We start from the raw sequence: 24,451 nt of genomic DNA on the forward strand, positions 1-24,451 counted from the left end.
CCCGGTCCGGGCGCCGATGGAACGGCCGGCGCGCTGGGCTGCCGCACCGCGGCCGGCGCGGTCGGCTCAACCGGATCCCAGGGGATTCGCGGCGCCCTCGGCAGCGGCGGGGGCCCCGGTGCGGCCATCGGCATGCTGCGGTCTCCCTCGGTGCCGGCCGGGCGCGGCGACACGGGCCGCATCTCGGCATCGAGCGGATTGCGACTGCGCTGGCGTTCATCGGCAAGCGCCGCCGTCAACGCATCGCGCACCGCGACATCGGGCACGGTCGGGCGGGCCGGGATGGTTCCAAGATTCGGAAAGGGATCATCGGCGCCGGGCGGCCGTTCACGCCCCTCGAAGGCCGGCCCGGTCAGGTTGCTCCACAGCGGGCCGATCGCCTCGCCGCCCTGCCCGGCCGTGCAGCCGGCCGTCAGCAGCGCCGCGGCGAGCACCAGCCGCCGTGCTTGATCGGCCCGTGCCCGGCCCCTACCGTGCCGGGGCGTTGCCCTGCGGTCCATCCGACCGGTCATGCCGCCACTGTCGCCATCGCGGCCAAGCGGTACCCCGAATCGGTCGGCACGCGAAGGCCATGCCGCCAGTTGATGGATGCGAATACCCGATGGCCGAGACAGAAAACCCGAACGCCGCGCAGTTCCGCCTGCCGGACCCTGCCATCGTCAGCCGCACCATGGCCGATGTCGCGGAACGGGGGCAGCGCATCGTCTCGGACTTCCTGAAGCGCCAGTCGGAATCGGCAGCCGATCCCGACCCGCTCAAGATCGGCCACGCCTTCCTCGAAATGACGACGCGGCTGATGGCCAACCCGGGTCGGCTGATGCAGGCGCAGCTCGGTTTCTGGCACGACTACCTTACCCTTTGGCAGAACACGGCGCGGCGCATGCTCGGCGACGAGCCGAAGCCCGTCATCGCCGAGGACGACAAGGACCGCCGCTTCAAGGACGACGCCTGGCGCGACCATGAGGTGTTCGATTTCATCCGCCAATCATACCTGTTGTCTGCGCGCTACTTCCGATCCGTCGTCGAGGGCACGGAGGGCCTGCCGGCACACACCGCGCAGAAGGTGGATTTCTACACGCGGCAGTTCGTGGATGCGATGAGCCCGACGAACTTCCTGATGACAAATCCGGAGGTACTGCGCCGCACCGCGGAATCGGGCGGCGAGAACCTGCTGCGCGGCCTGTCGAACCTTCTATCCGACCTCGAGCGCGGGCGCGGCAAACTGCGCATCCGCATGACTGACGACACCAAGTTCCGCGTCGGCGAGAACATCGCCGTCACGCCAGGCAAGGTCGTGTTCCAGAACGACCTGATGCAGCTGATCCAGTACAGCCCGACAACGAAGGAGGTGCTGAAGCGCCCGCTGCTGATCATCCCGCCCTGGATCAACAAGTTCTACATCCTCGACCTGCGGCCGAAGAACAGCTTCATCCGCTGGGCGGTGGAACAGGGCCATACGGTCTTCGTCATCTCCTGGGTCAATCCGGACGAGAAACTCGCCGAGAAGGGCTTCGACGACTACATGCTCGAAGGACCCTACGCCGCGCTCGACGCGATCGAGGCGGCGACCGGTGAGAAGGGTGCCAACGTCATCGGCTACTGCCTTGGCGGCACGCTGCTGGCGTCCACCCTTGCTCACATGGCGGTGAGGAAAGACACGCGGGTGAAGTCCGCCACCTTCTTCACGACGATGGTGGATTTCGAGGAGGCAGGGGAACTTGGCGTCTTCATCGACGAGGAGCAGCTCTCGGCCCTCGAGGAGAAGATGTCGAAGCTCGGCTACCTCGAGGGCCGCGAGATGGCGACGACCTTCAACATGCTGCGGGCGAACGACCTGATTTGGTCCTTCGTGGTCAACAACTACCTGATGGGCCAGGAGCCCTTCCCCTTCGACCTGCTGTACTGGAACGACGATTCCACGCGCATGCCGGCGAAGATGCACAGCTTCTACCTGCGCCGGATGTACCAGCAGAACGACCTGGTGAAACCGGGCGGCGTGGATCTGGCCGGGGTGAAGCTCGACCTGAGGAAGGTCAAGGTCCCAGCCTACATCCTCTCGACGCGCGAGGACCATATCGCGCCCTGGAAATCCACCTACCGCGCTACGCAGCTCTACAAGGGGTCGACGCGCTTCGTGCTTGCCGCCTCCGGCCACATCGCGGGTGTCGCAAACCCGCCGGATGCCGGCAAGTACAGCCATTGGGTCAATGCCGAACTGCCGCCGGAACCCGACGCTTGGTTCAAGGGGGCGACGGAGCTCGCTGGATCCTGGTGGCCGGACTGGCACCGCTGGGTATCGGCGCTCGACCGCACCATGGCCCCGGCGCGTGTGCCCGGCCAAGGCGGTGGCTTGGCTGCAATCGAGGACGCACCGGGCTCCTTCGTGAAGGTCATGGCGACGGACTGACCCAGGCCGAAGCGCCCGGCAGCGCCTCTGCCCGAGTCTTTCTTTGGACCTTAGACGGTGGGTGGCTGGCATCCGCCGGCCTGCCTTCGCGCCATGCGCGCTGTGCCGGGGATTGCAGCCGGCTCGCGCTTCGCGGCGGCGGTTCGGCTTTCGAGGGAGGACTCGGGCTTATCCCGGTCGAACGACCGCGCCGCTGTTCAGCGCGCCGCCCGTGGTCCCGGTGTCAGTACCCGCGCCCGAGCCCGGCCGTGATCGCGCCCGGCGCGCCCCATTGCCACCACGGGCCCGCGCCGGACCAGCCGCTGTCGAGGTCGAGCCGCCTGATATCGTTCGACAGCGCCGCCATGGCCTGCTCGGCCGCCGGCAACGGCCCCACATCGCTCAGCCGGTCGAGCGTCACCTCGCCGCCCGGCTCGAAGATCGGTGCGCGGAGCGCCGCCGCCGCTCCGGCCCGGTCATTCGCCCGAAGCCGCGCCGATACGGTGCCGAGCGCCTGGATCACCTCCGCCGCCGGCGCCTGTTGCGCGGCGCCGATGGCGGCCCGGTTTTCGTCCCGCGCCGTCCGCATCGCATAGCCAATGGTGGGCGACAGGTTTGGCCAGGCACGCCGGTTGGCCACCTCGAGGTCGATCGCCTCGAACCGGGCCAGCGCCAGCGCCGCCTCGGCCGGGTGGCCGGCGAGCTCGGCGCCCTGGTTGGCAAAAGCGGCGGTCGTTGCCGCCACGGCCGCGCGCAGCGGCCCGCCCTCGCGCGGCTCGGTCGTCAGCACCGCGGGCGGCAGCGCCTGCGGCGTGCGGAGTTCCTCGCAGGCCGCCAGCAGCACCGGCAACAGGGTCAAGGCGCGTCGATCGATCAAGGCCAACTGTCGTCCTGCCCCTGGCGCTGGATGCGGAGGAATTCGTAGAACACCATTTGCGCCGCTTGGGCAGAACGGGGCAAGAGCGGGAGGTTCGACAGCTTGGCGAGCGAGGCATCCCCGCCCGGCGTGAACAGTGGCGGCTGTAGCCGGGTCGGAGCGGCTGTCGGGTTTTGCCCGCCATAGTCCATGCGAACGGCCGTCATGGCATTGATGACCGGCTGCGGCAGGGCGGCCTGCTCGATGCCGATCGCCGCGCGCCATTCCGGCCGCGCCTGTTCCAGTGCCATCTTTGCGAGCGGCGACATCTCGATCCAGCGCTGATTCACATTCAGCTCGATCACCAGGAACTCGGCCTGGGAGATGATGTGCGCCGCGACCCAGGGCTGCCCGGCCATTTGACCGGGCGAAGCGAAATAGCTCGCAGTGTTGATGATCGCCTGATTGCCCGGGTCGGCGAAACCGGCAGCCGGATCGAACGGCAGTTGCGCGGGCGGCAACGGCGGCCTCGTGCTGCAGGCTGCGGTCAGGCCAGCCAATGCGACCGCGAGGCTCCGCCGGGGTAAAGCGAAATCCTGCGCCATGGCACCATCCTCCATCCGTGCATCTGGCGTTGCCGGAGCCGCGCGGCAATCCCGCTACAGGCAACCGGCCGCCCGCGCCCGCGCCCGCACGAGGGCAAGCACGGTGCGGCAGGTCGGCGCTGCCTCGCCCACCAGATCGGCCAGTTCGACCACGGCGCCGAGCAGCGCCTCGACCTCCATCGGCCGCCCGCGCTCCAGATCCTGGAGCATCGATGTCTTGTGCGCGCCGACTTCCGCCGCGCCGGCGATGCGCTTGTCGACGTCGATCGCGAAGCGGATGCCCAGCGCTTCGGCGATGCGCTGGCCCTCCAGCATCATGGTGCGGGCGACCGCCCGCTGCTCGTCATCGTTGATCAGCACGTCGAGCGTCGCCGTGGTCAGCGCCGAGATGGGATTGAAGGCCAGGTTGCCCCACAGCTTCACCCATAGCTCGTCCCGGATGCGCGGCCGTACCGGCGCCTTGAACCCGGCGGCAATCAGCGCCTCGGACAGCTTCTGGGCACGAGGGCTGCGCGAGCCATCCGGTTCGCCGAGGGAGAAGCGGTCGCCATAGGTGTGTTCGATGACACCGGGCTCGATCACCTCGGCCGCGGGATAGACGATGCAGCCGATGGCCCGCTGCGGAGGCAGAAGGCGGGAGACGATGCCGCCAGGATCGACGCTCTCGACGATGCGGCCCCCATGCGGCCCGGCGAGGCCGTGGAAGTACCACCACGGCACGCCGTTGACCGCGCTGACGATCGCTGTCTCCCGCCCCAGCAGCGGCTGCATCTGCAGCGCAGCGCCGGGCAGCGAATGCGCCTTCAGCGTGACCACGACGTAGTCCTGCGGGCCGGCCTCCTCGGCGGAGGCGACGCAGCGCGGGCGGGCGGAGATCTCCTGGCCCTCGCTCAGCAGGCGCAGGCCCTTCGCCTGCATCGCGGCAAGATGAGGGCCGCGGGCGATGACGGTGACCTCGGCATCGCCCTTCAGAGCGAGCTTCGCCGCCATGAGGCCGCCGATCGCGCCGGCACCGAAGATGCAGACCTTCATGCCGTCAGCCCCAGCTTCTCCGCGAGCCCGATACGCATCAGCTTGCCCGTCGCGCCCTTCGGGATCTCGTCAAGGAACACCACTTTCCGCGGCACCTTGAAATCCGCGAGATGCAGCGCGGCGAACTCGCGCAGTTCGCGTTCGCTGCAGGCCAGGCCGTCGCGGAGCACCACGGCGACCGCGACTTCCTCACCCAGCTTCGCATGCGGCATGGCGAAGCAGAGCGCCTGCGCCACCGCCGGATGGCCGGACAGCACGCCGTCCACCTCCAGGGGGCTCACCTTCTCCCCGCCGCGGTTGATCAGTTCCTTAAGCCGTCCGGTCAGCGTCAGGAAGCCATCGGCATCGAAGGCGCCCTGGTCCCCGGTGCGGAACCAGCCATTGGTGAAGGCCTTGCCGTTGGCCTCGGGGTTCGCCTCGTAGCCGGCGGTGACGTTGGGGCCGCGGATCACGACCTCGCCAATCTGACCTACGGTCAGCAGCGTGCCGTCATCACCCATGACGGCGACCTGCGGGCCCGCCGCCAGCCCAACGGAACCCGGCTTGCGCGGTCCGGCGAGCGGGTTCGAGCACATCTGGTGGGACGCCTCCGTCATGCCATAGGCCTCGACCAGCGGCGCGGCGAAGACCTGTTCCAGTTGCTGCATGACCGGTGCCGGCAGCGATGCCGAGGAGGAGCGAAGGAAGCGCAGCCGCGCCCGCGCGATAACGTCCGCGTTTCGTTCAGCGCGCGCCAGGATCGCCTGATGCATGGTGGGCACGGCGGTGAACCAGCTTGGCCGTTCCTCATCCAGCCAGCGGAAGAAGCGCAGCGCATCGAAGCCCGGCGTGCAGATGACCGACGCACCCGCACCCAGCGAGGACAGCACCGCCGCGATCAGACCATGGATATGGAACAGCGGCATGACGTTGAGGCAAGCGTCGTCCGGCCCCAGTTCCAGCGTGCGCGCGATGTTGCGGGCCGAGGCGCAGACATTCGCCTGGGTCAGCGGCACGATCTTCGGCCGCGCCGTGGTGCCGGAGGTATGCAGGATCAGCGCCTCGTCCGTCGACAGGGCCTCGCCGGGCTTTGCCGCGCTGCCAGGCTCGCCGCCTTCCAGGGTGAAGTCGCCGGCCGCCTCACCCGGGATCAGTTCCAGGACCGGGATGGACAGGCGCGCCGCCACTTCCCGCGCGTCGGAGGCCATACCCTGCAGCACGACCAGCGCCCGGGCGCGCAGGTCAGTCAGGTAGAAGGTGAATTCCTCCGCACGATAGGCGGGGTTCAGCGGCGCCGTCGCCGCACCGCTGCCGATGGCGAGGAAGGCCGCCGCCATCTCCGGCCCGTTGGGCAGGACAATCGCCACGCGGTCGCCACGCCCGATGCCAAGCCGGTTCAGCGTGCCGGTTGTGCGGGCGCAAAGGTCGCGCAACGCACCGAAGCTCAGCGACGGCCGGTCATTGGTGCCGCGCAATGCCGCCGCGCCCGCGGGTGCGGCGGCAAGCAGATGCGGGATGGTATCGGTCATGCGCGCGTTCTTCCTCCCTTGCCGGCGGTCTTGCTGCCGCTGCTCGGCGTCTTCGCGTGATCTCCCCGGCCAGGCGCGGCGCGTCAGGCGCCGGCGAGCGAGCGCCGATGCCGCCCCGACAACTCGACATAGTGCCCGGCGGTGCGGTCGAAGCCGGCGCGGCGCTCCACAGTCAGCACCTGAACCATCTTCGCCGGGTTGCCCATCCAGAGTTCCATCGCCTTGATGACCTTGCCCGGCGGCAGCACGGAACCGGCGGCGAGCACGCCGCCTTCCTCGATGACCGCATCGTCGAGCACGGTTGCGCCCATCCCGACGAAGGCGCGGTCCTTCAGCGTGCAGGCGTGGATGATCGCGGCGTGGCCGACAGTGACGTCATTGCCGATGGTGGTGCATTGCCGCCCGGCATTCACATGCACGATCGTGCCGTCCTGGATATTCGTGCCGGTGCCGATGGTGATGGTGTTGGTGTCGCCGCGCAGGACGCAGTGATACCAGATGTTGGACCCCTCCCCGATCGTCACCTGGCCGATCACGGCGGCGGTCGGCGCGACCCAGGCATTGGGGTGGATGACGGGGCGATGGCCCTCGAAGACATAGAGCGGCGGCAGCGTTGTGGTCTGGTTGGCGTCCATGGTCGATCCTCCGATATTCCGGCCGACAGGATGCGCCTTCGGGCGGGGCAGCGGAAGCCACCCCCGCCTGGAGGCCCGGTCACGAGCGGAGGGGCGCTGCCCCTCCGAACCACCCCGCCAGGTGGCTGGGCCACCTGGACCGCAATCGATTGGTGCGTCGGAGCGGGCTTCGGAACCATTCTGCCAGCCGCGCCGGGGGCCAGATGGAGGTTTGCAAAGGCCTTTCGGCCTTTGCTGGGGTGGCTTGGAGGGGTGAAACCCCTCCAACGCCGTCAGCAGCAGTATCAGCGCAACCCGTCGCTGCTCCTATTCGGCGGCGCGCGCCGTCGCCACCGGCAGGTCGGCATTCACGGGAATGTCGAGCATCAGCCCGAGGTTCTGCACCGCCGCCCCCGACGCGCCTTTGCCGAGGTTGTCGTAGCGCGCCACCAGCACCGCCTGCCCGAGCGACGCGTCGCCATGGACGCGGATCTCGAGGCCGTTGGTGTTGTTCAGCGCCTGCGGCTCGATCTTGCCATTGGCGTCGGCCGGCACGACGCGGACATAGGTGCTGCCGGCGTAGCGCGCGGCTAGCATCGCCTCGATCTCCGCCGGCGTCACGGTCTTGGCGAGCGTGTCGAGATGCAGCGGGATCGCGTCGATCATGCCCTGCGCGTAGTCGGCGACGGCCGGGACGAAGATCGGCCGGCGCGTCAGCAGGGAGTATTTCTGCAGCTCCGGCACATGCTTGTGCTTCAGCCCGAGGCCGTACATCTCGAAATCCGGCGCCGTGCGGGATTCATAGGCCGCGACCATCGACTTGCCGCCGCCGGTGTAGCCGGAGACAGCGTTGACGGTGACGGGATGATCCGCCGCCATGATCCCGGCCTCGACCAGCGGCCGCAGCATGAGGATCGCCCCGGTCGGGTAGCAACCCGGGTTGGAGACACGCTGTGCGGACGCGATTGCCGCCGGTTGGTTCGCCGTCAGCTCGGCCAAGCCATAGACCCAGTCCGGATCGACCCGGTACGCGGTGGAGGCATCGAGCAGCTTCGGCGCGTTGTTGCCGAGGGAAGCGGCCAGCGCCGCGCTCTCCTTCGCCGCGTCGTCTGGCAGGCAGAGGATGACGAGGTCCACCTCCTCCATCATCTCCCGGCGCGCCCCGGGGTCCTTTCGGCGGTCCGCGTCGATCGAGCGCAGGGCGACATGCGGGTTCTCCGCCAGCCGCTCGCGGATCTGCAGGCCGGTCGTGCCGGCCTCGCCGTCGATGAACACCTTGGGGGTCTTGGCCATGGGAAATGGACCTCCGTTGCGTGGGTAGTTTGCCGCCAAAGGCGGCCCGTAATGCAATAGGGGCGGATCCTCGCGGATCCACCCCCATTTGCATGACAGTCCTGCGTCGAAGGACCGGCGCTGCGCGCCGATCCGCCGGCGTCAGCGCTTGCTGAACTGGAAGGAACGTCGGGCCTTCGCCTTGCCGTACTTCTTCCGCTCGACCACGCGCGGGTCGCGGGTCAGGAAACCGGCCTTCTTCAGGATGGCGCGCAGCTCCGGCTCATAGTTGGTGAGCGCGCGGGAGATGCCGTGGCGAACCGCGCCGGCCTGGCCCGAGAGCCCGCCGCCGACGACGGAGCAGAACACGTCGAACTGCTGGTAGCGGTCGGCCACCAGGAAGGGCTGCGTGATCAGCATGCGCAGCACGGGGCGTGCGAAATAGCGCGACGCCGGCCGGTCGTTGATCAGGATCTGGCCCTTGCCGGGCTTCACCCACACGCGGGCCACGGCATCCTTGCGGCGGCCGGTGGCATAGGCGCGGCCCTGGGCATCGCGCTTCGGTTCACGCTTGATCGCGGCCTCAGGCGCCGCCGGCGTGCCGGCGACCATGTCCTTCAGGTCCGCGAGGGTACGGGTCTCGCTCATGACCTCAGGCCACCTTCTTCACGAGGACGGAGTTCTTGCGGTTCAGCGCGGCGACGTCGAGCGCCTCCGGCTGCTGGCCGGCATGCGGGTGCTCGGCGCCGGCATAGACGTGCAGGTTGCGCATCTGCTGGCGGCCGAGGGGGCCGCGCGTGATCATGCGCTCGACCGCCTTCTCGATGACCCGCTCGGGATACTTGCTCTCCAGGCGCTCACGCACCGTGCGCTGCTTGATGCCGCCCGGGTAGCCGGTGTGCCAGTAGAACACCTTCTGCTCGGCCTTGGCGCCGGTCACGCGCACCTTCTTCGCATTGATGATGACGACATGGTCGCCACAATCGACATGCGGGGTGAAGGTCGGCTTGTTCTTGCCGCGGAGGCGATTGGCGACCAGGGTCGCGAGGCGGCCGAGCACGAGCCCGTCCGCATCGATGAGCACCCAGCCCTTCTTCACATCCGCCGGCTTAATCGAGGTCGTCTGTCTCGTAAGCATGGGTGTTCCAAGGGTCTGACAAATGAAGTGGCAGAGCTTATCGCGGCGACGGGGCTGAAAGTCAAGCGGAAAGCCGGGTTTCGGCATGCGGTATTATGATACCGCCATCGCGAACACGAAGCCGTGGGGTTCTCCGGAACGCGATTGCGGCCTCGTCATCCCGTGGGGCAGCGTTCGGCCCGCCAACCCGCCGGAGGACCCGAAAGCATGTTCAGCCACGTCACCCTCGGCACGACCGATATCCGCCGCTCCGTCGCCTTCTACGACCCTCTGCTCGCGCTGCTGGGGCTGGAGCGGCATGAATCGGACCTCGAACTCGGCTTCGCCGGCTATGCCGCGGAACGCGATACGACACCGCAGTTCTGGATCCTGCTGCCGATCGACCGCGCACCCGCCACGGTCGGCAACGGCGTGACGGTCGCCTTCGAGGCCCGGGACCGTGCGACGGTCGACCAGTTCCACGCCGCCGGCCTCGCCCGCGGTGCGGAGGATGTCGGCGCGCCCGGCCTGCGCCCTCACTACCACGCCGACTATTACGGTGCTTATCTGCGCGATCCCGACGGCAACAAGCTCTGCTGCGTGTGCCACCGCCCCGAATAGCGGGCCGGAAGCCCTCGCGCAGACCGGAGAGAGACGCGCGAGATGACCGACAAGAAGCCCCATGGCCTGGGCCGGAACGCCTCCAACTACGGCGATCCGGCCTTTGCGCTGTATCTGCGCCGGTCCTTCGCGAAATCCATGGGCTACAGCCAAGCGATGCTCGACAAGCCGGTGGTCGGCATCGCGGACACGGCCAGCGACTACAACAACTGCCACCGCACCATTCCGGAACTGATCGAGGCGGTGAAGCGCGGCGTGCTCGCCGCCGGCGGGCTGCCGATGGCCTTCCCGACCATCAGCATCTGCGAACCGTCGCTGTCGCCGTGCTCGATGCACTACCGCAACCTGATGGCGCTCGACACCGAGACGATGCTGGCGAACCAACCGATGGACGCCGCGGTGCTGGTGGGTGGCTGCGACAAGACGGTGCCGGCGCAGCTCATGGGTGCGATCAGCTCCGGCACGCCGTCCGTCATGCTCGTCGTCGGCCCAATGCTGGCACAGTCCTTCGAGGGCGAGCGGCTTTCCGCCTGCACCGATTGCCGCCGCTACTGGGCGCGGTATCGCGCCGGGGAAGTGACGGATGAGAAGATCAACACGCTGGAAGGCAAGCTCGCGACGACGGCCGGGACCTGTGGCGTGATGGGCACGGCGTCCACAATGGCCTGCATCGCCTCCACGCTCGGCTTCATGCCGCTTGATGCGGCGTCCGCGCCTGCCGTCCACGCCGACCGGCTTCGCATCGCCGAGGAAGCCGGCGCGCAGGCCGTGCGGCTGATCCAGAACCCCGTCTCGCCGCTGTCGCTGATGACGCAGGGCAATCTCGACAACGCGGTGCGCGTGCTGCTGTCGCTCGGCGGGTCGACCAACGCCATCGTGCATCTCGCCGCCATCGCCGGGCGCGCGGGACTTGAACTCGACCTCAAGCGGCTCGACGCGCTGTCGGAGGAAACGCCGGTGCTGGTGGACCTCAAGCCCACCGGCGTCGGCTACATGGAGGATTTCCACGCCGCCGGCGGCATGCGCGCCCTGCTGTGGGAGCTCCGCGACCTGCTCGACCTGACGACCAAGGACCTCGACGGCAGGACGCTGGAAGAACGCATCGGCGACGGCTCGCACTTCGTCGATCGCCGCATCATCCATGCGCGGGCCGAGCCGGTTTCCCCGGTCGGGGGGCTGATTGCGCTGTTCGGATCGCTGGCACCGGAAGGCGCGATCCTCAAGCGCAGCGCCGCGACGCCGTCGCTGTTCGAGACCGAAGCGCGCTGCCTCGTCTTCGATGGCCTCAAGGACCTGTCCGACCGCATCGACGACCCGGACCTCGACGTCACGCCGCAGGACATCCTCGTGCTGAAGGGTGCGGGCCCGCGCTCCCCGGCCGGCATGCCGGAAGCCGGCTACCTACCCATCCCGAAGAAGCTCGCGCGCCAGGGCGTGAAGGACATGGTGCGGATGAGCGACTGCCGCATGTCCGGCACCGCCTTCGGCACCATCGTGCTGCACATCTCACCGGAAGCCTCGGTCGGCGGGCCGCTGCAATTCGTCGAGACGGGCGACCGCATCCGCCTGTCGGTGAAGAACCGCTCGCTCGACCTGCTGGTGGATGAGGCGACGCTGGCGAAGCGCCGCGCGGCATGGACGCCGGAGCCGGCGCCGAAGCGTGGATGGGACAAGCTGGTCTACGACCAGGTGACCCAGGCGCCGCAGGGCGCGGACCTCGAGTTCCTGCGCGCGGCAGCGTCGTGATCAGGCGGACTGCCTGAACGAACGGCCGTGGCGTCCAGCTCAGTTTCCTCAGCGCCGCCCGCCCGCAGGGCGATCGGCATGGGATTGCTGATCGCCGCGGGCTGTTCCTTGCGCATCCGGTCGCTGGACCACGGCGAAACGGCGGCGGTCCGCCTGCGGCGCAATGCCCTTTCAACGGGTGACTGGGGTGTTGACCACAGCCCGCCGGACAGTTGCAGCGGCAATGGCGCCCATCGCTCGTCGATGGTGGCGATTGCCAGTCGCTTTGCAGCTCCTGCTGGCCGTCCCGGCGACAATAGTGGCGGCACTCGCGACCCTGCTCATACTCTTCGCGATGCTTGTGCCTCCGAAGCAGCCCCCGTTCTGGGTCTTGCTCAGCATGGCGCAAGTCGGCGTATTCATGGAATTCCACGATCGCGGCCTGCCGCTGCCACACCCCTTGGATTCCGCGACACCGGGCAATCGGTCCGTGCCATGCTTCCGCGATGGCGAAGTTGCACGCGACCTGCCGCAAAACCGAGGCTGCTTGCCAGGCATCTTCTCGGCTGAGGGCCGGAATGCGGACGATGGCTCCCTGATGCGGAGGCCGGCCACAGCCGTAACTGGTGTCGCGGTACCGACCTTTATGCTCGACTCTGGTTTCATCGGACGTCGCTTGATCCCGTACATCGAGGAGCCTTGCCAAGCCGTGCGAGACTTCGACGCTGTGATCATGCCGCATCTGCGCAGGCAAGCTGAAGCACAGCGGGGCGGCCAACCTGTCAGCGATCGTGTCGCACAGGGATGGACCGGGCAGGAGTTACAGAGGATTCGTACCAGCTTCGACTGTGACGGCGACGGCCACTTACGTGATGACTGGCGCGAAGCCTGGAAGGCAACGACCTTCCGCGTGCATCTGTATGATGCGCGCGGGGAGGTCGTCACGACGCTTGAAGTCGTACCCAACTGGGTGGTCCAGCGCGGTGATTGGGTGGTGCCGGCCCGTTGGCCAAACAGCGCGGATACGATTCGTTGGCTGTCGTCCCAGTTCCCGGAGGCGGATAGAGCACCGGCAAGCGCACAGTGATATCGACGAGGATGTTTCTTCGCACTGATGCGCAGACTCGGGCGTCACCCAGCATCGCATCGATGCGGCGAGCAGGCCCCATCCCTATATGGCGCGGGTGCGCCGGATGATTTCCTTGTTGCTGCTGCTCGCCCTGGCGGGCGGGCTGTTCCTCCTGTCCCGGCATCTGCCGGATCGCTGGAACCCCTTCACCCCGATCGTCCTCACCGAGCCGCCCGGCCCCTTCACCCGCATGAAGCTGCGGCGCCTGGCCGGCGAGCCCGAGCTCTGCCGCGCCGTGCTGGCCGAGGCCGGCGTGATGGTGAGCATCCTGCCCGACGGCTCGGCGGGAGAAGACTGCCCGCTGGAGGACACGCTGCGCCTGCCCGGCCGCTTCGAACCGGCTCGGCCGCTGCTGACCTGCCCGATGGCCGCCGCCTGGACGCTCTATGAAGGGCAGGTACTGCGGCCGGCGGCGGAGCGACATTTCGGCGCGGACATCACCCGCGTGCAGCATTTGGGCACGCTCGCCTGCCGCAACGTCCGCGGCGGGCAGCGGCGCAGCCAGCATGCGACGGCCAATGCCATCGACCTCGCCGCCGTGCGGCTCGCTGACGGCCGGCAGGTGAGTGTCCTGCGCGACTACGGCCGCGACACGCCGGCCGGTGCCTTCCTGCGGGAAGCCCGCGACGGTGCCTGCCGCATCTTCGCCGCGGTGCTGGGCCCGGAGCGCGACGCGGCGCATGCCAACCACTTCCATCTCGACCTCGGCCGCTGGTCGGCTTGCCGATGACGAGGATGGCTCTCGCGGACGTCAGAGGGGCTTTGCCGCTCCGGCACCTCCCCGGCACGGCGACCCATGAACGTTGCCTTGCACCGTTCGTGGGAGGCCGCATCGGCCGAAGGGCCTTTGCAAACCTAAACCTGGCGCCGTGCAGGCTGCGCGCCGAGAGTCGCCTTCGTATGTTCGAACGGCTGCGGCGCCTGTCACCAACAGATTGCGGTCCAGAGGCTCCAAGCCCCTGGCGGGTGGAGGCTCGAAGGAGGGCAGAGCCCTCCTTCGATCGTCACCCGCGCTACGTCGGATCTCCCCCATGACCCTCGCCCTGATCGGCGCCACCGGCCGTTCCGGCGCTGCGCTGGCCCGCGCCCTGGCAGCGGCCGGCACGCCCTTCATCCCCGTCGCGCGGGACCGCGGCAAATGGTCCTCGCTCGCCCTTCCCGGTGATCTTCAGGCCGCCGACCTGCGTGACGCCGTGGCTCTGAAGCGCGCGCTCGCCGGCGCGACCCGCATCGTCAGCACTGTCCATGCCCGCTGGGCGCCGGCTCTGCTCGCCGCTGCCGAACCCGGTGCGAGCTTCGTCCTGATGGGATCGACGCGCCGCTTCTCGCAGTGGCCGGACGCGCATGGCGACGGCGTCCGTGCTGGCGAAGCCGCCTTCCTCGCCTCCGGGCGCAGCGGCGTGATGCTGCATCCCACGATGATCTATGGCGCGGAGGGGGAGGACAATGTGCGCCGCCTCGCCGCCCTGGTCGCGCGCCTGCCCGTCGCGCCGCTGCCTGGTGGCGGCCGCGCGCTGGTGCAGCCGATCCACCAGGGCGACGTCACGCGCTGCCTGATGGCGGCCGTCACGCGCGACTGGACGACGGCCGAGACCATCGTCATCGCCGGCCCGGCAGCCCTGCCCTACCGCAACTTCCTTGGCGCTGTCGCACGGGCCGCCGGCCTCCGCGCGCCGCCGATCCTGCCGATCCCGGCCCTGCCGTTGCGGCTGCTGGCGCCCCTCACCCGCCTCCTTCCGGGCCTGCCCCGCATCGGCGCCGACGAGATTCGGCGGCTGACGGAAGACAAAGCCTTCGACATCGAGCGCATGCGGCGCATGCTCGGCGTGGAGCCGATCCCGCTTGACGAAGGCCTTGCCCTCACCTTCCCGCCGCAGCACACACGGCGTTGACCTGCACCGGAGCCCGACCATGCCCGTGAACAACCGCATCGCCGACTTCCATGCCGAGATGACCGCCTGGCGGCGCGACTTCCACGAACACCCGGAACTCGCCTTCGAGGAGGTGCGCACCTCGAAGATCGTCGCCGACAAGCTCCGTGAGTTCGGCTGCGACGAGGTCGTCACCGGCATGGCGAAGACGGGCGTCGTCGGCGTCATCCGCGGGAACAACGCTGCCTCCGGCCGCGCCATCGGGCTGCGCGCCGACATGGATGCGCTGCCGATCCTGGAAGACACCGGCGTTCTTTACGCGTCGAAGACGCCGGGGAAAATGCACGCCTGCGGCCATGACGGGCACACCACCATGCTGCTCGGCGCGGCGAAGTACTTGGCCGAGACGCGGAACTTCGACGGCACCGTCTACGTCATCTTCCAGCCCGCCGAGGAGAATTTCGGCGGCGGCGAGGTGATGGTGAAGGAAGGCCTGTTCGAGCGCTTCCCGATGGAACGCGTCTTCGGCCTGCACAACTGGCCGTCCGTGCCGGCGGGCACCTTCCTGTGGCGCGAGGGACCGGTCATGGCCGCCGTTGCGAACCTGGAGGTGACCATCACCGGCAAGGGCGCGCACGGGGCCATGCCGAACAACGGCAACGATCCGATCGTGATCGCCGCCGCCATGGTGCAGGCGCTGCAATCGATCGTTGCGCGCAATGTCGAACCGGTGGAAGGCGGCGTCATCACCATCGGCCACATCAATGGTGGCCACACCTACAACGTGATCCCCGAGACGGTGACGATGCTCGGCACCGCCCGCTGGTTCGCGCCGGAGGTCGGCGACCTGCTGGAGAAGCGCTTCCTCGAGACCGTCAACGGCATCGCCGCGGCCTTCGGCGCGATGGTGGAGGCGAAGTTCGTCCGCCTCTACCCGGCGACGATCAATGAGGTCGCCTCCGTCCACCTCGCCGCCGACGCCGCGCGCGCCGTGCAGGGCGATGCGCGCGTGCAGCCGCTGGCGAAGCCCACGATGGGCGGGGAGGACTTCTCCTTCATGCTGAACGCGAAGGACGGTGCCTATCTGATGCTGGGCGGCGGGCGGTCCGCGACGGACGCCAACGTCCACCACCCGAAATACGACTTCAACGACGACATCCTGCCGGTTGGCGCCTCCTGGTGGGCGTCGCTCGCGGAGCGGTTACTGCCCCGCCAGGGCTGACCGCATTAGGCTGCCGGCAACCAGTACGGGGGATGGTCGTTCGGCCGTTACCCGACCGGAGGTCCGATGGCCCAGCCGACCGCGCGCTTCGACACTTGGCCCTTGCTGCCGCGCCGCCGCAATGCGGCGGCGGAGCGGCCGGCCGGCGAGCCACTAGAGGCGGCCGCCGCCGCCCTGGCGGGTCTCGCGGCCCTGTTCCTGGTGCTGCGCTGGGCCGTTCCCAGCAGCGGGATGGCTGTGGAGGTGGCGCGGCAGGTGGCCCTATGGGGGTGCCTCGGTGGGCTCGCGCTGGTGGTCGGGCTGACGGCATTGGCATTCGGCGTCGCCATCGCGACGCCGCTGATCCCCACCGGCGGCCCGTTCAAGATGGTGGCGCTGATGGTCTTCGACCATATCGTGCATCTGGCCTTCGTGCTGACGGTCGCGGGGCTGCTTGGCCTGATCGTGCTGCATGGCGAGCTGGGGCCGATAGCCGCCTGGTTCGCTGGCCAGGCTCTGGTGCTGTGGGGATGCCACCGCGCCCGCCTATGGCTCGCGGGGCCTTCGATCGCCTGACGGACGGCAGGAAAGTCCTTCCAGAGCTCGCCCGGGTTCGACGATGCCATTTTCCCTCCGCCGCACGCCGGAGGAGCGATTTGCTATTTTCTCCAAGCCCTTGCCGCCGCGCGCCTGATGGCGTTCCCCTGCCCGGGAACGGAAGGAGAAACCCTATGCCGCATGATGGTCACGACCACCCCTCCATCCCCGATGATGGCTGGAAGCATACGGGCGTGCGCGTCATCCCTGGCGGCAGCCTGGATGCCAATACCGCCCAGACGCCGGGGATGAACCGCGCCGCTGCGATCAACGCCGCCCGCGTCGGCGCGCAGAAGATCTGGGCCGGCACCGTCCACATCCATCCCGACGCCAAGACGGGCGCGCATCACCATGGTCACCTCGAAAGCGTGATCTTCGTGGTGAAGGGCAAGGCGCGCATGCGCTGGGGCGAGAAGCTGGAGTTCGTCGCCGAGGCCGGCCCCGGCGACTTCATCTACGTACCGCCCTATGTCCCGCATCAGGAGATCAACGCCTCCTCCGACGAGACGCTCGAATGCGTGCTGGTGCGCTCGGACAATGAGGCGGTGGCGATCAACATCGATATCGAGCCGGTGGAGAAGCCAGAGACCGTGCTCTGGGTGGACCCGATCCACCGGGCACCGTGACGGCGGCCCGCCACCGCTGCGGCGCACCGTCTTGACGCCGCGAAAAGCGGCCGAATAGCCTTCCCCCCATCATCGGACGGCGCCCGCGACGGCGACCGCCAAAGGGGGGAAGCCATGACGCGCTCGGATGGGCCGCCGTCGCCCGGCGCGCGGCCACCGCCGCGTGATCGCAGCGGCGCGATGCCGTCCCCCACTTCATCCGGATCATTCGCCGCGCCGGGTCGTACCCCGCGCGGCGCGAAACGCATCCAACAAGGAATGGGCCGCATCGCCACCGGCGGTACCACGGTCGTCCGGCCCGTGCCGACGCACCGCCCCAGCGGCGGCTCCCGGAAAGGATGACCATGGACCCGACTGCGAAGCGCCGCCTGGGACGGACGGCGCTTGAAGTGACCTCGCTCGGCTTCGGCGGCGCGCCGATCGGCGGCTTCCGCGCGACCATCCCGGAGGCCGAGGCACAATCCCTGCTCGACGCGGCCTGGGGAGGCGGGGTGCGCTTCTTCGACACCTCGCCCTTCTACGGATACGGCCGCAGCGAGTTGCGCGTCGGTCACGCGCTGCGGCAGCGGCCGCGCGAGGAACGTCCTGTCCACCAAGATCGGCCGCGTCATGCGCCCGGCCCGCCCGGGCGAGGCACCGCCTGCCGACATGCGGCAGAACGGCCTGCCCGGTTTCGTGCCGCGCTTCGACTACACCTATGATGGTGTGATGCGCTCGCTGGAGCAGTCGTATCTGCGGCTCGGCCTCGACCGCATCGACATCGTGCTGATCCACGACATCGACTTCTGGACGATCGGCGACCGGGACGTGCTGGAGGATCGATTCCGGACCGTGATGGATGGTGGCTATCGCGCGCTGCACGAGTTGCGCGCCGCGGGCGTGATCGGCGCCATCGGTTGCGGCCTGAACGAAGCGGACATGTGCCTGCGCTTCGCGCGCGCCGGCGACTTTGACTGCATGTTGCTGGCCGGCCGCTACACGCTGCTGGAACAGGGCGCGATGGCGGCGTTCATGCCCTATTGCGCCGAACGTGGCATGAGCGTGATCCTCGGCGGACCGTTCAACTCCGGGATCCTGGCCGGCGAGGTGAAAGACGGCGCGCCCTACGACTACGCCGCGGCACCAGCGGCCGTCGTGGACAAGGCCCGCCGGATCGAGGCCGTGTGCCGACGGCACAGCGTACCCCTGCCCGCCGCCGCACTGCAGTTCGTGCTGGCGCATCCTGTCGTGTGCTCCGTGATCCCGGGCGCCCTGGCGCGCCATGAGGTCGAGGCCAACATCGCCCATCTGCGCCGCCCGATCCCTGCGGCGCTGTGGGCGGATCTGAAGGCCGAAGGCTTGCTCGACACCGCCGCCCCCGTACCGGCGGGGTGAACCGGTGCCCCCTTGCGCCCATGGCCGCGCGGCGCCAACGCTGTATGGGACAGCGAAGGGACGGGACGGATGACGCAGACGATGCGCGCAGCGGTGGTGACGGCCGAGGGCGTAAAGGTCCAACCGGTGGCGATCCCGGCGCCAGGGCCCGAGGAAGTGCTGGTCCGCGTCCGCGCCGCCACGCTGAATCGCGCCGATCTTGGCGTCGCGGCTGGCGGATCGCATGGCTCGATGGGCGGGGCGGGAACGATCCTCGGCCTCGACTTCGCCGGCGAGGTCGCAGCCATCGGCAGTGGCGTGACGGGCGTGGCGGTCGGTGACCGCGTCACCTGCTCCGGCGCGGGCGGCTATGCCGAATACGCCATCGCGGATGCGGAGCGCGTCCAGAAGGTGCCCGACCGCAACCTGTCGTGGGAGGAAGCGGCAACGCTGCCGGTCGCGCTCGCGACGATGCACGATGCGATCGTCTCGAACGGCCGCGTCGCGAAGGGCGAGAGCGTGATGATCCTTGGCGCCTCCTCAGGCGTCGGCATCATGGGCATGCAGATCGCGAAGTTCATGGGCGCGTCGCTGGTCATCGGCACCTCCACCGATGCTACGCGCCGCGCCAAGCTCAAGGAGTTCGGCGCGGATGTCGCGGTGAACACGCGCGACGCCGATTGGGCGGACCAGGTGCTGAAAGCGACCGACGGCCGCGGCGTGAACCTCGTAATCGACCAGATCAGCGCGGCGACGATCAATGCCGCGATGCGCTGCACGGCGATCCTCGGGCGCATCGTCAATGTCGGCCGGCTCGGCGGTGGCAAGGGCGAGTTCGACTTCGACACGCATGCGACGCGGCGCATTTCGTATATCGGCGTCACGCACCGCACACGCTCGCCCGCAGAGATCCGGGCGGAATACGCCGCCATGCGCCGCGACCTCTGGCCTGCTGTCGAACAGGGCCGCTTCTCCATCCCGATCGACAAGATCTTTCCGCTGGATGCGGTGGTCGAGGCGCTGGCCCACATGAAGGCCAACCGCCACTTCGGCAAGATCGTGCTGTCCGTGTAGCGGGAGATGCGCCATGCATGATTTCGTCATCCGCGGTGGCACGGTGGTCGACGGCACGGGCGCCGCGCCGTTCGAAGCGGATATCGCCATCGATGCCGGTCGCATCACAGCCGTGGGCCGCGTGACGGCACCTGGGCGTGACGAGATCGCCGCCAAGGGCCTGCTCGTCACGCCGGGCTTCGTGGACATCCACACCCATTACGACGCGCAGGCGAGCTGGTCGGACCGGCTGATCTCCTCCTCCATCAACGGCGTCACCACCGCGCTGATCGGCAATTGCGGTGTCGGCTTCGCGCCGTGCCGGCCCGAGCGGCGCGAGATGCTGGTGAAGCTGATGGAGGGCGTGGAGGACCTGCCCGAAGTCGTGCTGACCGAGGGCCTGCCCTGGTCGTGGGAATCCTTCCCCGACTACATGAACTTCCTCGGCGGCCGACGCTACGACACGGACATCGCCGCCATGGTGACGCATGCGCCCCTGCGCGTGCATGTGATGGGCGAACGCGCCGAGGCGCATGCCGAGGCCACCCCCGAGGAATGTGCCGAGATGGCGCGGCTGGCGGCCGAGGGGCTCGCGGCGGGCGCGGTCGGCATCTCGACCTCCCGCGCGCTCGCCCATCGCACGCTGGATGGGCGGCACATCCCGACGCTGGGCGCGCCGGAAGCTGAGCTGGAAGCCCTGGCCGGCGCACTGCGCGACCATGGCGCGGGTTGGCTCCAGGTGATCTCCGACTTCGACGATCCGGCGGAGGAGGAATTCGCGCGGCTGCGCCGCGTCGCTGCCGTATCGGGGCGTCCCCTCACCTTTTCCCTCCTCCAACGCGAGTCCAAGCCGGGCTTCTGGCGCTGGCTGCTCGATCGCGTCGAGGATGCGAACGCCGATGGCGTGCGGATGTTCGGCCAGGTGATGGGCCGGCCGGTGGGGCTGATGTTCGGCTTCGAGCTGTCGCAGCATCCGTTCCTGACACGCCCGTCCTATCGAGAGGTCGCGCATCTGCCGCTGCCGGAACGCGTCGCCGCGCTCCGCGACCCGGCCCGCCGCGCCCGCATCCTGGCCGAGCCAACCGACGATGCCGGCCTGAAGGTGCGGCTGAACAACTGGGACAAGATCTTCCCGCTGGGCGACCCGCCGGACTACGAGCCGCCACCCGAGCGTTCCGTCGCCGCCATGGCCGCCGCGCGCGGCATGCCACCCGAAGCCTTGTGCTACGATCTGATGCTGGAACGCGACGGCCAGGCCATCCTGAATCGCCCGCTGCTCAATTACGCGGATGGCGACCTCGCCGCGATCCGCGAGATGATGACGCATCCCCACACGCTGATGGGCCTCGGTGATGGTGGGGCGCATGTCGGCTACATCTGCGATGCATCCAGCATGACGCACATGCTGTCCTACTGGGTGCGCGATCGCCGGCGTGGGCCGCGCCTGTCGATCGAACAGGCAGTGAAGCGCATCAGCCGAGACAATGCGGCGGCGATGGGTCTGACCGATCGTGGCGTCATCGTGCCAGGCCGCAAGGCGGACATCAACGTGATCGACTTCGATCGCCTGCAGCTGCACGCGCCGGTCATGCACTACGACCTGCCTGCCGGCGGCAAGCGACTGATTCAGAAGGCGGATGGCTACGTCGCGACCATGCTCTCGGGCGCCGTGACCTATGCCGATGGGCTGGCGACGGGCGCCCTGCCCGGCCGCCTGGTGCGCGGAGCCCGTGGCGCCTGATGCCGACCGAGAAGGAGAAGATGCTCGCCGGCGCGCTCTACGACGCGAGCGCGCCTGAAATCCAGGCGGATATGGAAGCCGCGCATGCCTGGATCGAGCGCTACAATGCCAGCCTGGCCGCGGACGAACGCCGCGCGCTGCTGCTGGAACGCTTCGCCGCCGTGGGCGACGGCGCCATCATCCGCCCGCCCTTCCATTGCGACTACGGCTTCAACATCAGCCTCGGCGCCGGCGTCTTCCTGAACTTCAACTGCGTGATCCTGGACGTCGTGGCCGTCACGATCGGCGACCGCACGCAGATCGGGCCGGGCGTGCAGATCCTCGCCGCCGACCACCCGCGCGACCCGGCGCAGCGCGCGGCGGGGCTGGAATTCGGTCGGCCGGTGACCATCGGCAGCAATGTCTGGATCGGCGCGGGGGCGATCATCCTGCCCGGCGTGACGATCGGCGACGATGCGCTGATCGGGGCGGGCAGCGTCGTGACGCGCGATGTGCCGGCGGGGGCGACGGCGTTCGGGAATCCGGCGCGGGTGAAGAATTGAAGGGGCTCCGCCCCTCCAAACCACCCCGCCAGGATGCTGGGCATCCTGGACCGCAATCTGTTGGTGTTGGGCAGTCGGGCATGCTGCTGCTTCGTCAGGCGCTCGGCGCATGGCGCCAGGTATTGGTTTCCAAAGGCCCTTCGGCCTTTGGCGGGGTGAGCCCGAGAGGGGCAGAGCCCCTCTCGGTTCCGCCCTTCACGCCCAGACCTGTTCCGGCGTCAGCGGCTTCGCGATCAGCCCCTGCTCCGCACAGAACCGCCCCGCCAACGCGATCGCCGGCGCCAGCGCCTCCCGCGTCGTCAGGCTCTCGCCGAAGATATCGAGCAGACCGGCAACGATCGCCGGGTCCCGCGCCAGCTCCGACCTCGCGACAACCAGGTGGTTCACCGGCTTGAAGCCATAGCGCGCGTGGAAGTCCCGCCCTGCCGCGGCCGGGTCGGGGAATACCGTCCGCATCCCCTCCGGCACCTCGAAGCCGAAGATCGCCGCATCCAGCTCACCGCCGCGCACCATCGTCGCGATGTCCCTGCCGGGGGCTGAGCGCGTCACGAAGGACGGGTCGCGGAAGGTCGGGACATGCGCGTCCTCGAAGGTCGTCCAGGCGATGGAATCCGGCTTCACGCCGTAGCTGTCCGCCAGCACACCGCGTAGCCACATCCCCGTCGTCTGGCTGTAGGCGCGCACGCCCACGCGCTTGCCCTTCAGATCGGCCGGACCGGTGATCGGGCTGTCCCTCGGGCAGACCAGCGCGCCTTCCTGATATCGTTCGGCCATCACCACCGGCAGCAGCGTGATGGGAATGCCGGCTTCCTTCGCCATCAGGAAGGTGGCGATCGCCATCTCGCAGACGTCGAAGCGCAATTCGCGCACCATCGGCGCGAAGGCCATGTTGATCGGCTTGATCGTCTTGCGATCAAGCCGCAGCGCGGCCGTCTCGGGCAGCGATGCCGTGTGCGGGTACTCGCCGATCGCGGCGGTCAGGACGCGCGGGCTCATGCGCCGACCTCCTCGAAGAAGGCGTCGACCTTCGCGTTGAAGGCGGCCGCATGCTCGAAATGACCGGAATGCCCGGCCTTCGGCAGTGGCGATACCCGCGCCCCCGGGATCAGCGGCGCCATGCCGGCCGCGGCGAAGGGCGGGATGACCACATCCTCCTCCGACGGCACGAACATCACCGGCGTCTGCGCGGCGGCGAAGGATTCCGGCGGGCGGCTGCGCGCAGCGTGCAGCTTTGCGCGCACGGCCTCCCGGTCGAAGCCCTGGGACAGGCCGTTGATGTGGGTATAGACCTGGAACAACGCCGGCTGTTCCTCCGCCATGCGCGCACCGGTCGCGGGCAGGATGTTGCGCGAGAGAAGATCGGTGCGGGCTTCCGCGCTGGTCTTGCTCCAGGGCGCCAGTTGCGATCTTTGCGGTTCCTGCATCTGCCGCGGGTCCAGCGAGCCGGTCGTCGCCGCCAGCACCAGCGCCTTCACCCGGCCCGGCCGCAGCAGCGCATATTCCACGCCCGACCAGCCGCCCATCGACTGGCAGACCATGCGGATGTCGCCGAGCTTCAGCTCATCGACCAGCGCCGCGACGTCGCCGCCATACGCCGCCGGGTCCGGCCCGCCGGCCGGCGCCGTGGAGGGGAAGAAGCCGCGATGCGAGAAGGCGACGCAGGTATAGCGCGTCGCGAAATGCGCCACCTGCTGCCACCAGGAGAACAGGCAGCCGCCGAGCCCGTGCGCGAAGACGATCGCCGGGCCGGACCCCGTCACCTCGTAGCGGATGCGCGCATCGGGCCGTTCGATCCAGCCGGCACGGCGCGGGGGTGCGGCGAAGCTCATGCCAGCGTCTCCACCACATGCGGGAAGACGGACTGGAAGCCCTCGCCCCAGGTGATCTTCTTGTCGGAGTTGCGGGCCGCCTGGGCACCGCGCTGCTGGGCGACGCGGGTGTAGTATTCCCAGAGGTGCTCCTGCCCTTCCATGCACTCGATCGCCGCGCGCTTCTTCGCCCAGACGCTGCCGATGTCGAGCAGCATGTCCGGCTTCCAGTTGCACTGTTCCGGCTGGTGCGGTTCGAACAGGAAGACCGGCGGCGCGCCGAGCACCTTCTGCCCCGGATTATGGCCATGCGCCTGGGCGGTGATGCGGGCGTGCTGGGCGAAATCCGTCACCGCGGGGTGGTCGCGGTTGTAGATGTCCTCCTTGCTGTGGGTCAGCACGAAGTCCGGGTGGATGTCACGATACACATCGACCAGGCGGAACAGCGAGTCGTTCGTCAGCGTGATCGGGTAGTCGCCGAGGTCCCAGAACTGGATGTCGTGCACGCCGAGCACCTCGGCCGCCTTCTTCGCCTCGACCTCACGGCCGGCCTTCACGCGGTCCAGCGTCATCCCCGGCACGCGCCACAGCTTCGCCGATTCGCCGCGCTCGCCGTAGGACAGGCAGATGACCGTGACCTTCCACCCCTTCTCGGCGTGCAGCGCGATCGCGCCACCGCAGCGCCAGACGAAGTCGGCCGAATGGGCGCTGACGACGAGGGCGGTCTTGGTCATGGGCATTCCTCCACAAGGCGATCTGGCGGCGCGCAACGGCCGCGCCTAGGCTGGGCGGGG

General features: G+C 68.9%; 25 protein-coding genes and 1 pseudogene. 14 read left to right on the plus strand and 12 right to left on the minus strand.

Going from position 1 to position 24,451, the window contains the following annotated elements; genetic code table 11:
* Positions 1-512: pseudogene (locus GXW78_RS19940) on the minus strand (hypothetical protein); the annotation flags it as partial.
* An 89-nt stretch (positions 513-601) separates the two neighbouring features.
* Here GXW78_RS19940 and GXW78_RS19945 point away from each other — a divergent pair.
* A complete protein-coding gene (locus GXW78_RS19945) occupies positions 602-2,407 on the plus strand; it encodes a PHA/PHB synthase family protein (protein WP_211870656.1) in 1,806 nt (601 codons plus the stop codon).
* Positions 2,408-2,630: 223 nt separating this feature from the next.
* Here GXW78_RS19945 and GXW78_RS19950 read toward each other — a convergent pair whose 3' ends face one another.
* The 8 genes from GXW78_RS19950 to rplM all read right to left on the minus strand — a co-directional run bounded on the left by GXW78_RS19950 (position 2,631) and on the right by rplM (position 9,411).
* A complete protein-coding gene (locus tag GXW78_RS19950; protein ID WP_211870657.1) occupies positions 2,631-3,245 on the minus strand; it encodes a hypothetical protein in 615 nt (204 codons plus the stop codon).
* A gap of 14 nt (positions 3,246-3,259) precedes the next feature.
* Positions 3,260-3,847, minus strand: coding sequence for a hypothetical protein (locus tag GXW78_RS19955; RefSeq protein ID WP_211870658.1), 588 nt, complete (start codon positions 3,845-3,847; stop codon positions 3,260-3,262).
* Positions 3,848-3,901: 54 nt separating this feature from the next.
* Positions 3,902-4,879 carry a 2-dehydropantoate 2-reductase gene (locus GXW78_RS19960; protein WP_211870659.1) on the minus strand — a complete coding sequence of 326 codons (978 nt, stop codon included), beginning with the start codon at positions 4,877-4,879 and terminating at the stop codon, positions 3,902-3,904.
* Positions 4,876-6,387, minus strand: coding sequence for an acyl--CoA ligase (locus tag GXW78_RS19965; protein WP_211870660.1), 1,512 nt, complete (start codon positions 6,385-6,387; stop codon positions 4,876-4,878). The genes GXW78_RS19960 and GXW78_RS19965 overlap by 4 nt, the downstream gene beginning before the upstream one ends.
* 83 nt (positions 6,388-6,470) lie before the next feature.
* On the minus strand, positions 6,471-7,022 hold the full coding sequence (locus GXW78_RS19970) for a gamma carbonic anhydrase family protein (protein ID WP_211870661.1): 552 nt from the start codon (positions 7,020-7,022) through the stop codon (positions 6,471-6,473).
* 306 nt (positions 7,023-7,328) lie between these two features.
* Entirely contained in the window at positions 7,329-8,294 is a 966-nt protein-coding gene (gene argC, locus GXW78_RS19975) for an N-acetyl-gamma-glutamyl-phosphate reductase (protein ID WP_211870662.1), read from the minus strand.
* A 141-nt stretch (positions 8,295-8,435) separates the two neighbouring features.
* Positions 8,436-8,921: a 30S ribosomal protein S9 gene (gene rpsI / locus GXW78_RS19980; RefSeq protein ID WP_211870663.1), complete on the minus strand. Its 486-nt coding sequence runs from the start codon at positions 8,919-8,921 to the stop codon at positions 8,436-8,438.
* A gap of 4 nt (positions 8,922-8,925) precedes the next feature.
* Entirely contained in the window at positions 8,926-9,411 is a 486-nt protein-coding gene (gene rplM, locus GXW78_RS19985) for a 50S ribosomal protein L13 (protein WP_211870664.1), read from the minus strand.
* 207 nt (positions 9,412-9,618) lie between these two features.
* Between rplM and GXW78_RS19990 the strand changes: the two genes are divergently transcribed.
* The 13 genes from GXW78_RS19990 (at position 9,619) to GXW78_RS20045 (ending at position 21,849) form a co-directional block, all read left to right on the plus strand.
* On the plus strand, positions 9,619-10,011 hold the full coding sequence (locus GXW78_RS19990; protein ID WP_211870665.1) for a VOC family protein: 393 nt from the start codon (positions 9,619-9,621) through the stop codon (positions 10,009-10,011).
* Between the two features lie 42 nt (positions 10,012-10,053).
* Positions 10,054-11,757, plus strand: coding sequence for a dihydroxy-acid dehydratase (locus GXW78_RS19995; RefSeq protein ID WP_211870666.1), 1,704 nt, complete (start codon positions 10,054-10,056; stop codon positions 11,755-11,757).
* A 379-nt stretch (positions 11,758-12,136) separates the two neighbouring features.
* Positions 12,137-12,823, plus strand: a complete 687-nt coding sequence (locus GXW78_RS20000) for a hypothetical protein (protein WP_211870667.1) — start codon at positions 12,137-12,139, stop codon at positions 12,821-12,823.
* Between the two features lie 106 nt (positions 12,824-12,929).
* Positions 12,930-13,595: an extensin-like domain-containing protein gene (locus tag GXW78_RS20005; protein WP_246522450.1), complete on the plus strand. Its 666-nt coding sequence runs from the start codon at positions 12,930-12,932 to the stop codon at positions 13,593-13,595.
* 301 nt (positions 13,596-13,896) lie between these two features.
* Entirely contained in the window at positions 13,897-14,757 is an 861-nt protein-coding gene (locus tag GXW78_RS20010; protein WP_211870669.1) for an SDR family oxidoreductase, read from the plus strand.
* A gap of 19 nt (positions 14,758-14,776) precedes the next feature.
* Positions 14,777-15,958, plus strand: coding sequence for a M20 aminoacylase family protein (locus tag GXW78_RS20015; protein WP_211870670.1), 1,182 nt, complete (start codon positions 14,777-14,779; stop codon positions 15,956-15,958).
* 66 nt (positions 15,959-16,024) lie between these two features.
* Entirely contained in the window at positions 16,025-16,513 is a 489-nt protein-coding gene (locus tag GXW78_RS20020) for a hypothetical protein (protein WP_211870671.1), read from the plus strand.
* 155 nt (positions 16,514-16,668) lie between these two features.
* Entirely contained in the window at positions 16,669-17,160 is a 492-nt protein-coding gene (locus GXW78_RS20025) for a cupin domain-containing protein (RefSeq protein ID WP_211870672.1), read from the plus strand.
* A gap of 344 nt (positions 17,161-17,504) precedes the next feature.
* Positions 17,505-17,861: an aldo/keto reductase gene (locus GXW78_RS28345; protein ID WP_272876878.1), complete on the plus strand. Its 357-nt coding sequence runs from the start codon at positions 17,505-17,507 to the stop codon at positions 17,859-17,861.
* Complete coding sequence (locus GXW78_RS20030) at positions 17,809-18,534, plus strand: aldo/keto reductase (RefSeq protein ID WP_272876879.1); 726 nt, start codon at positions 17,809-17,811, stop codon at positions 18,532-18,534. The genes GXW78_RS28345 and GXW78_RS20030 overlap by 53 nt, the downstream gene beginning before the upstream one ends.
* Before the next feature lie 69 nt (positions 18,535-18,603).
* A complete protein-coding gene (locus tag GXW78_RS20035) occupies positions 18,604-19,587 on the plus strand; it encodes a zinc-binding dehydrogenase (RefSeq protein WP_211870673.1) in 984 nt (327 codons plus the stop codon).
* A 13-nt stretch (positions 19,588-19,600) separates the two neighbouring features.
* Complete coding sequence (locus GXW78_RS20040; RefSeq protein WP_211870674.1) at positions 19,601-21,307, plus strand: N-acyl-D-amino-acid deacylase family protein; 1,707 nt, start codon at positions 19,601-19,603, stop codon at positions 21,305-21,307.
* Entirely contained in the window at positions 21,304-21,849 is a 546-nt protein-coding gene (locus GXW78_RS20045) for a sugar O-acetyltransferase (protein WP_246522456.1), read from the plus strand. The genes GXW78_RS20040 and GXW78_RS20045 overlap by 4 nt, the downstream gene beginning before the upstream one ends.
* A gap of 195 nt (positions 21,850-22,044) precedes the next feature.
* On the opposite strand, the gene GXW78_RS20050 is transcribed toward GXW78_RS20045, so the two are convergent.
* The 3 genes from GXW78_RS20050 to GXW78_RS20060 are packed head-to-tail and all read right to left on the minus strand — an operon-like array spanning position 22,045 to position 24,391.
* A complete protein-coding gene (locus tag GXW78_RS20050) occupies positions 22,045-22,845 on the minus strand; it encodes an ABC transporter substrate-binding protein (RefSeq protein WP_211870676.1) in 801 nt (266 codons plus the stop codon).
* Positions 22,842-23,678 (minus strand): alpha/beta fold hydrolase, encoded by an 837-nt coding sequence (locus GXW78_RS20055; RefSeq protein WP_211870677.1) that lies wholly within the window; start codon positions 23,676-23,678, stop codon positions 22,842-22,844. Before GXW78_RS20055 ends, GXW78_RS20050 begins: the two co-directional genes overlap by 4 nt.
* A complete protein-coding gene (locus GXW78_RS20060) occupies positions 23,675-24,391 on the minus strand; it encodes a PIG-L deacetylase family protein (RefSeq protein ID WP_272876880.1) in 717 nt (238 codons plus the stop codon). The genes GXW78_RS20055 and GXW78_RS20060 overlap by 4 nt, the downstream gene beginning before the upstream one ends.
* Between the last annotated feature and the right edge of the window lie 60 nt (positions 24,392-24,451).

Source organism: Neoroseomonas terrae, assembly GCF_018129025.1.
Taxonomy (GTDB): Bacteria; Pseudomonadota; Alphaproteobacteria; order Acetobacterales; family Acetobacteraceae; genus Neoroseomonas; species Neoroseomonas terrae.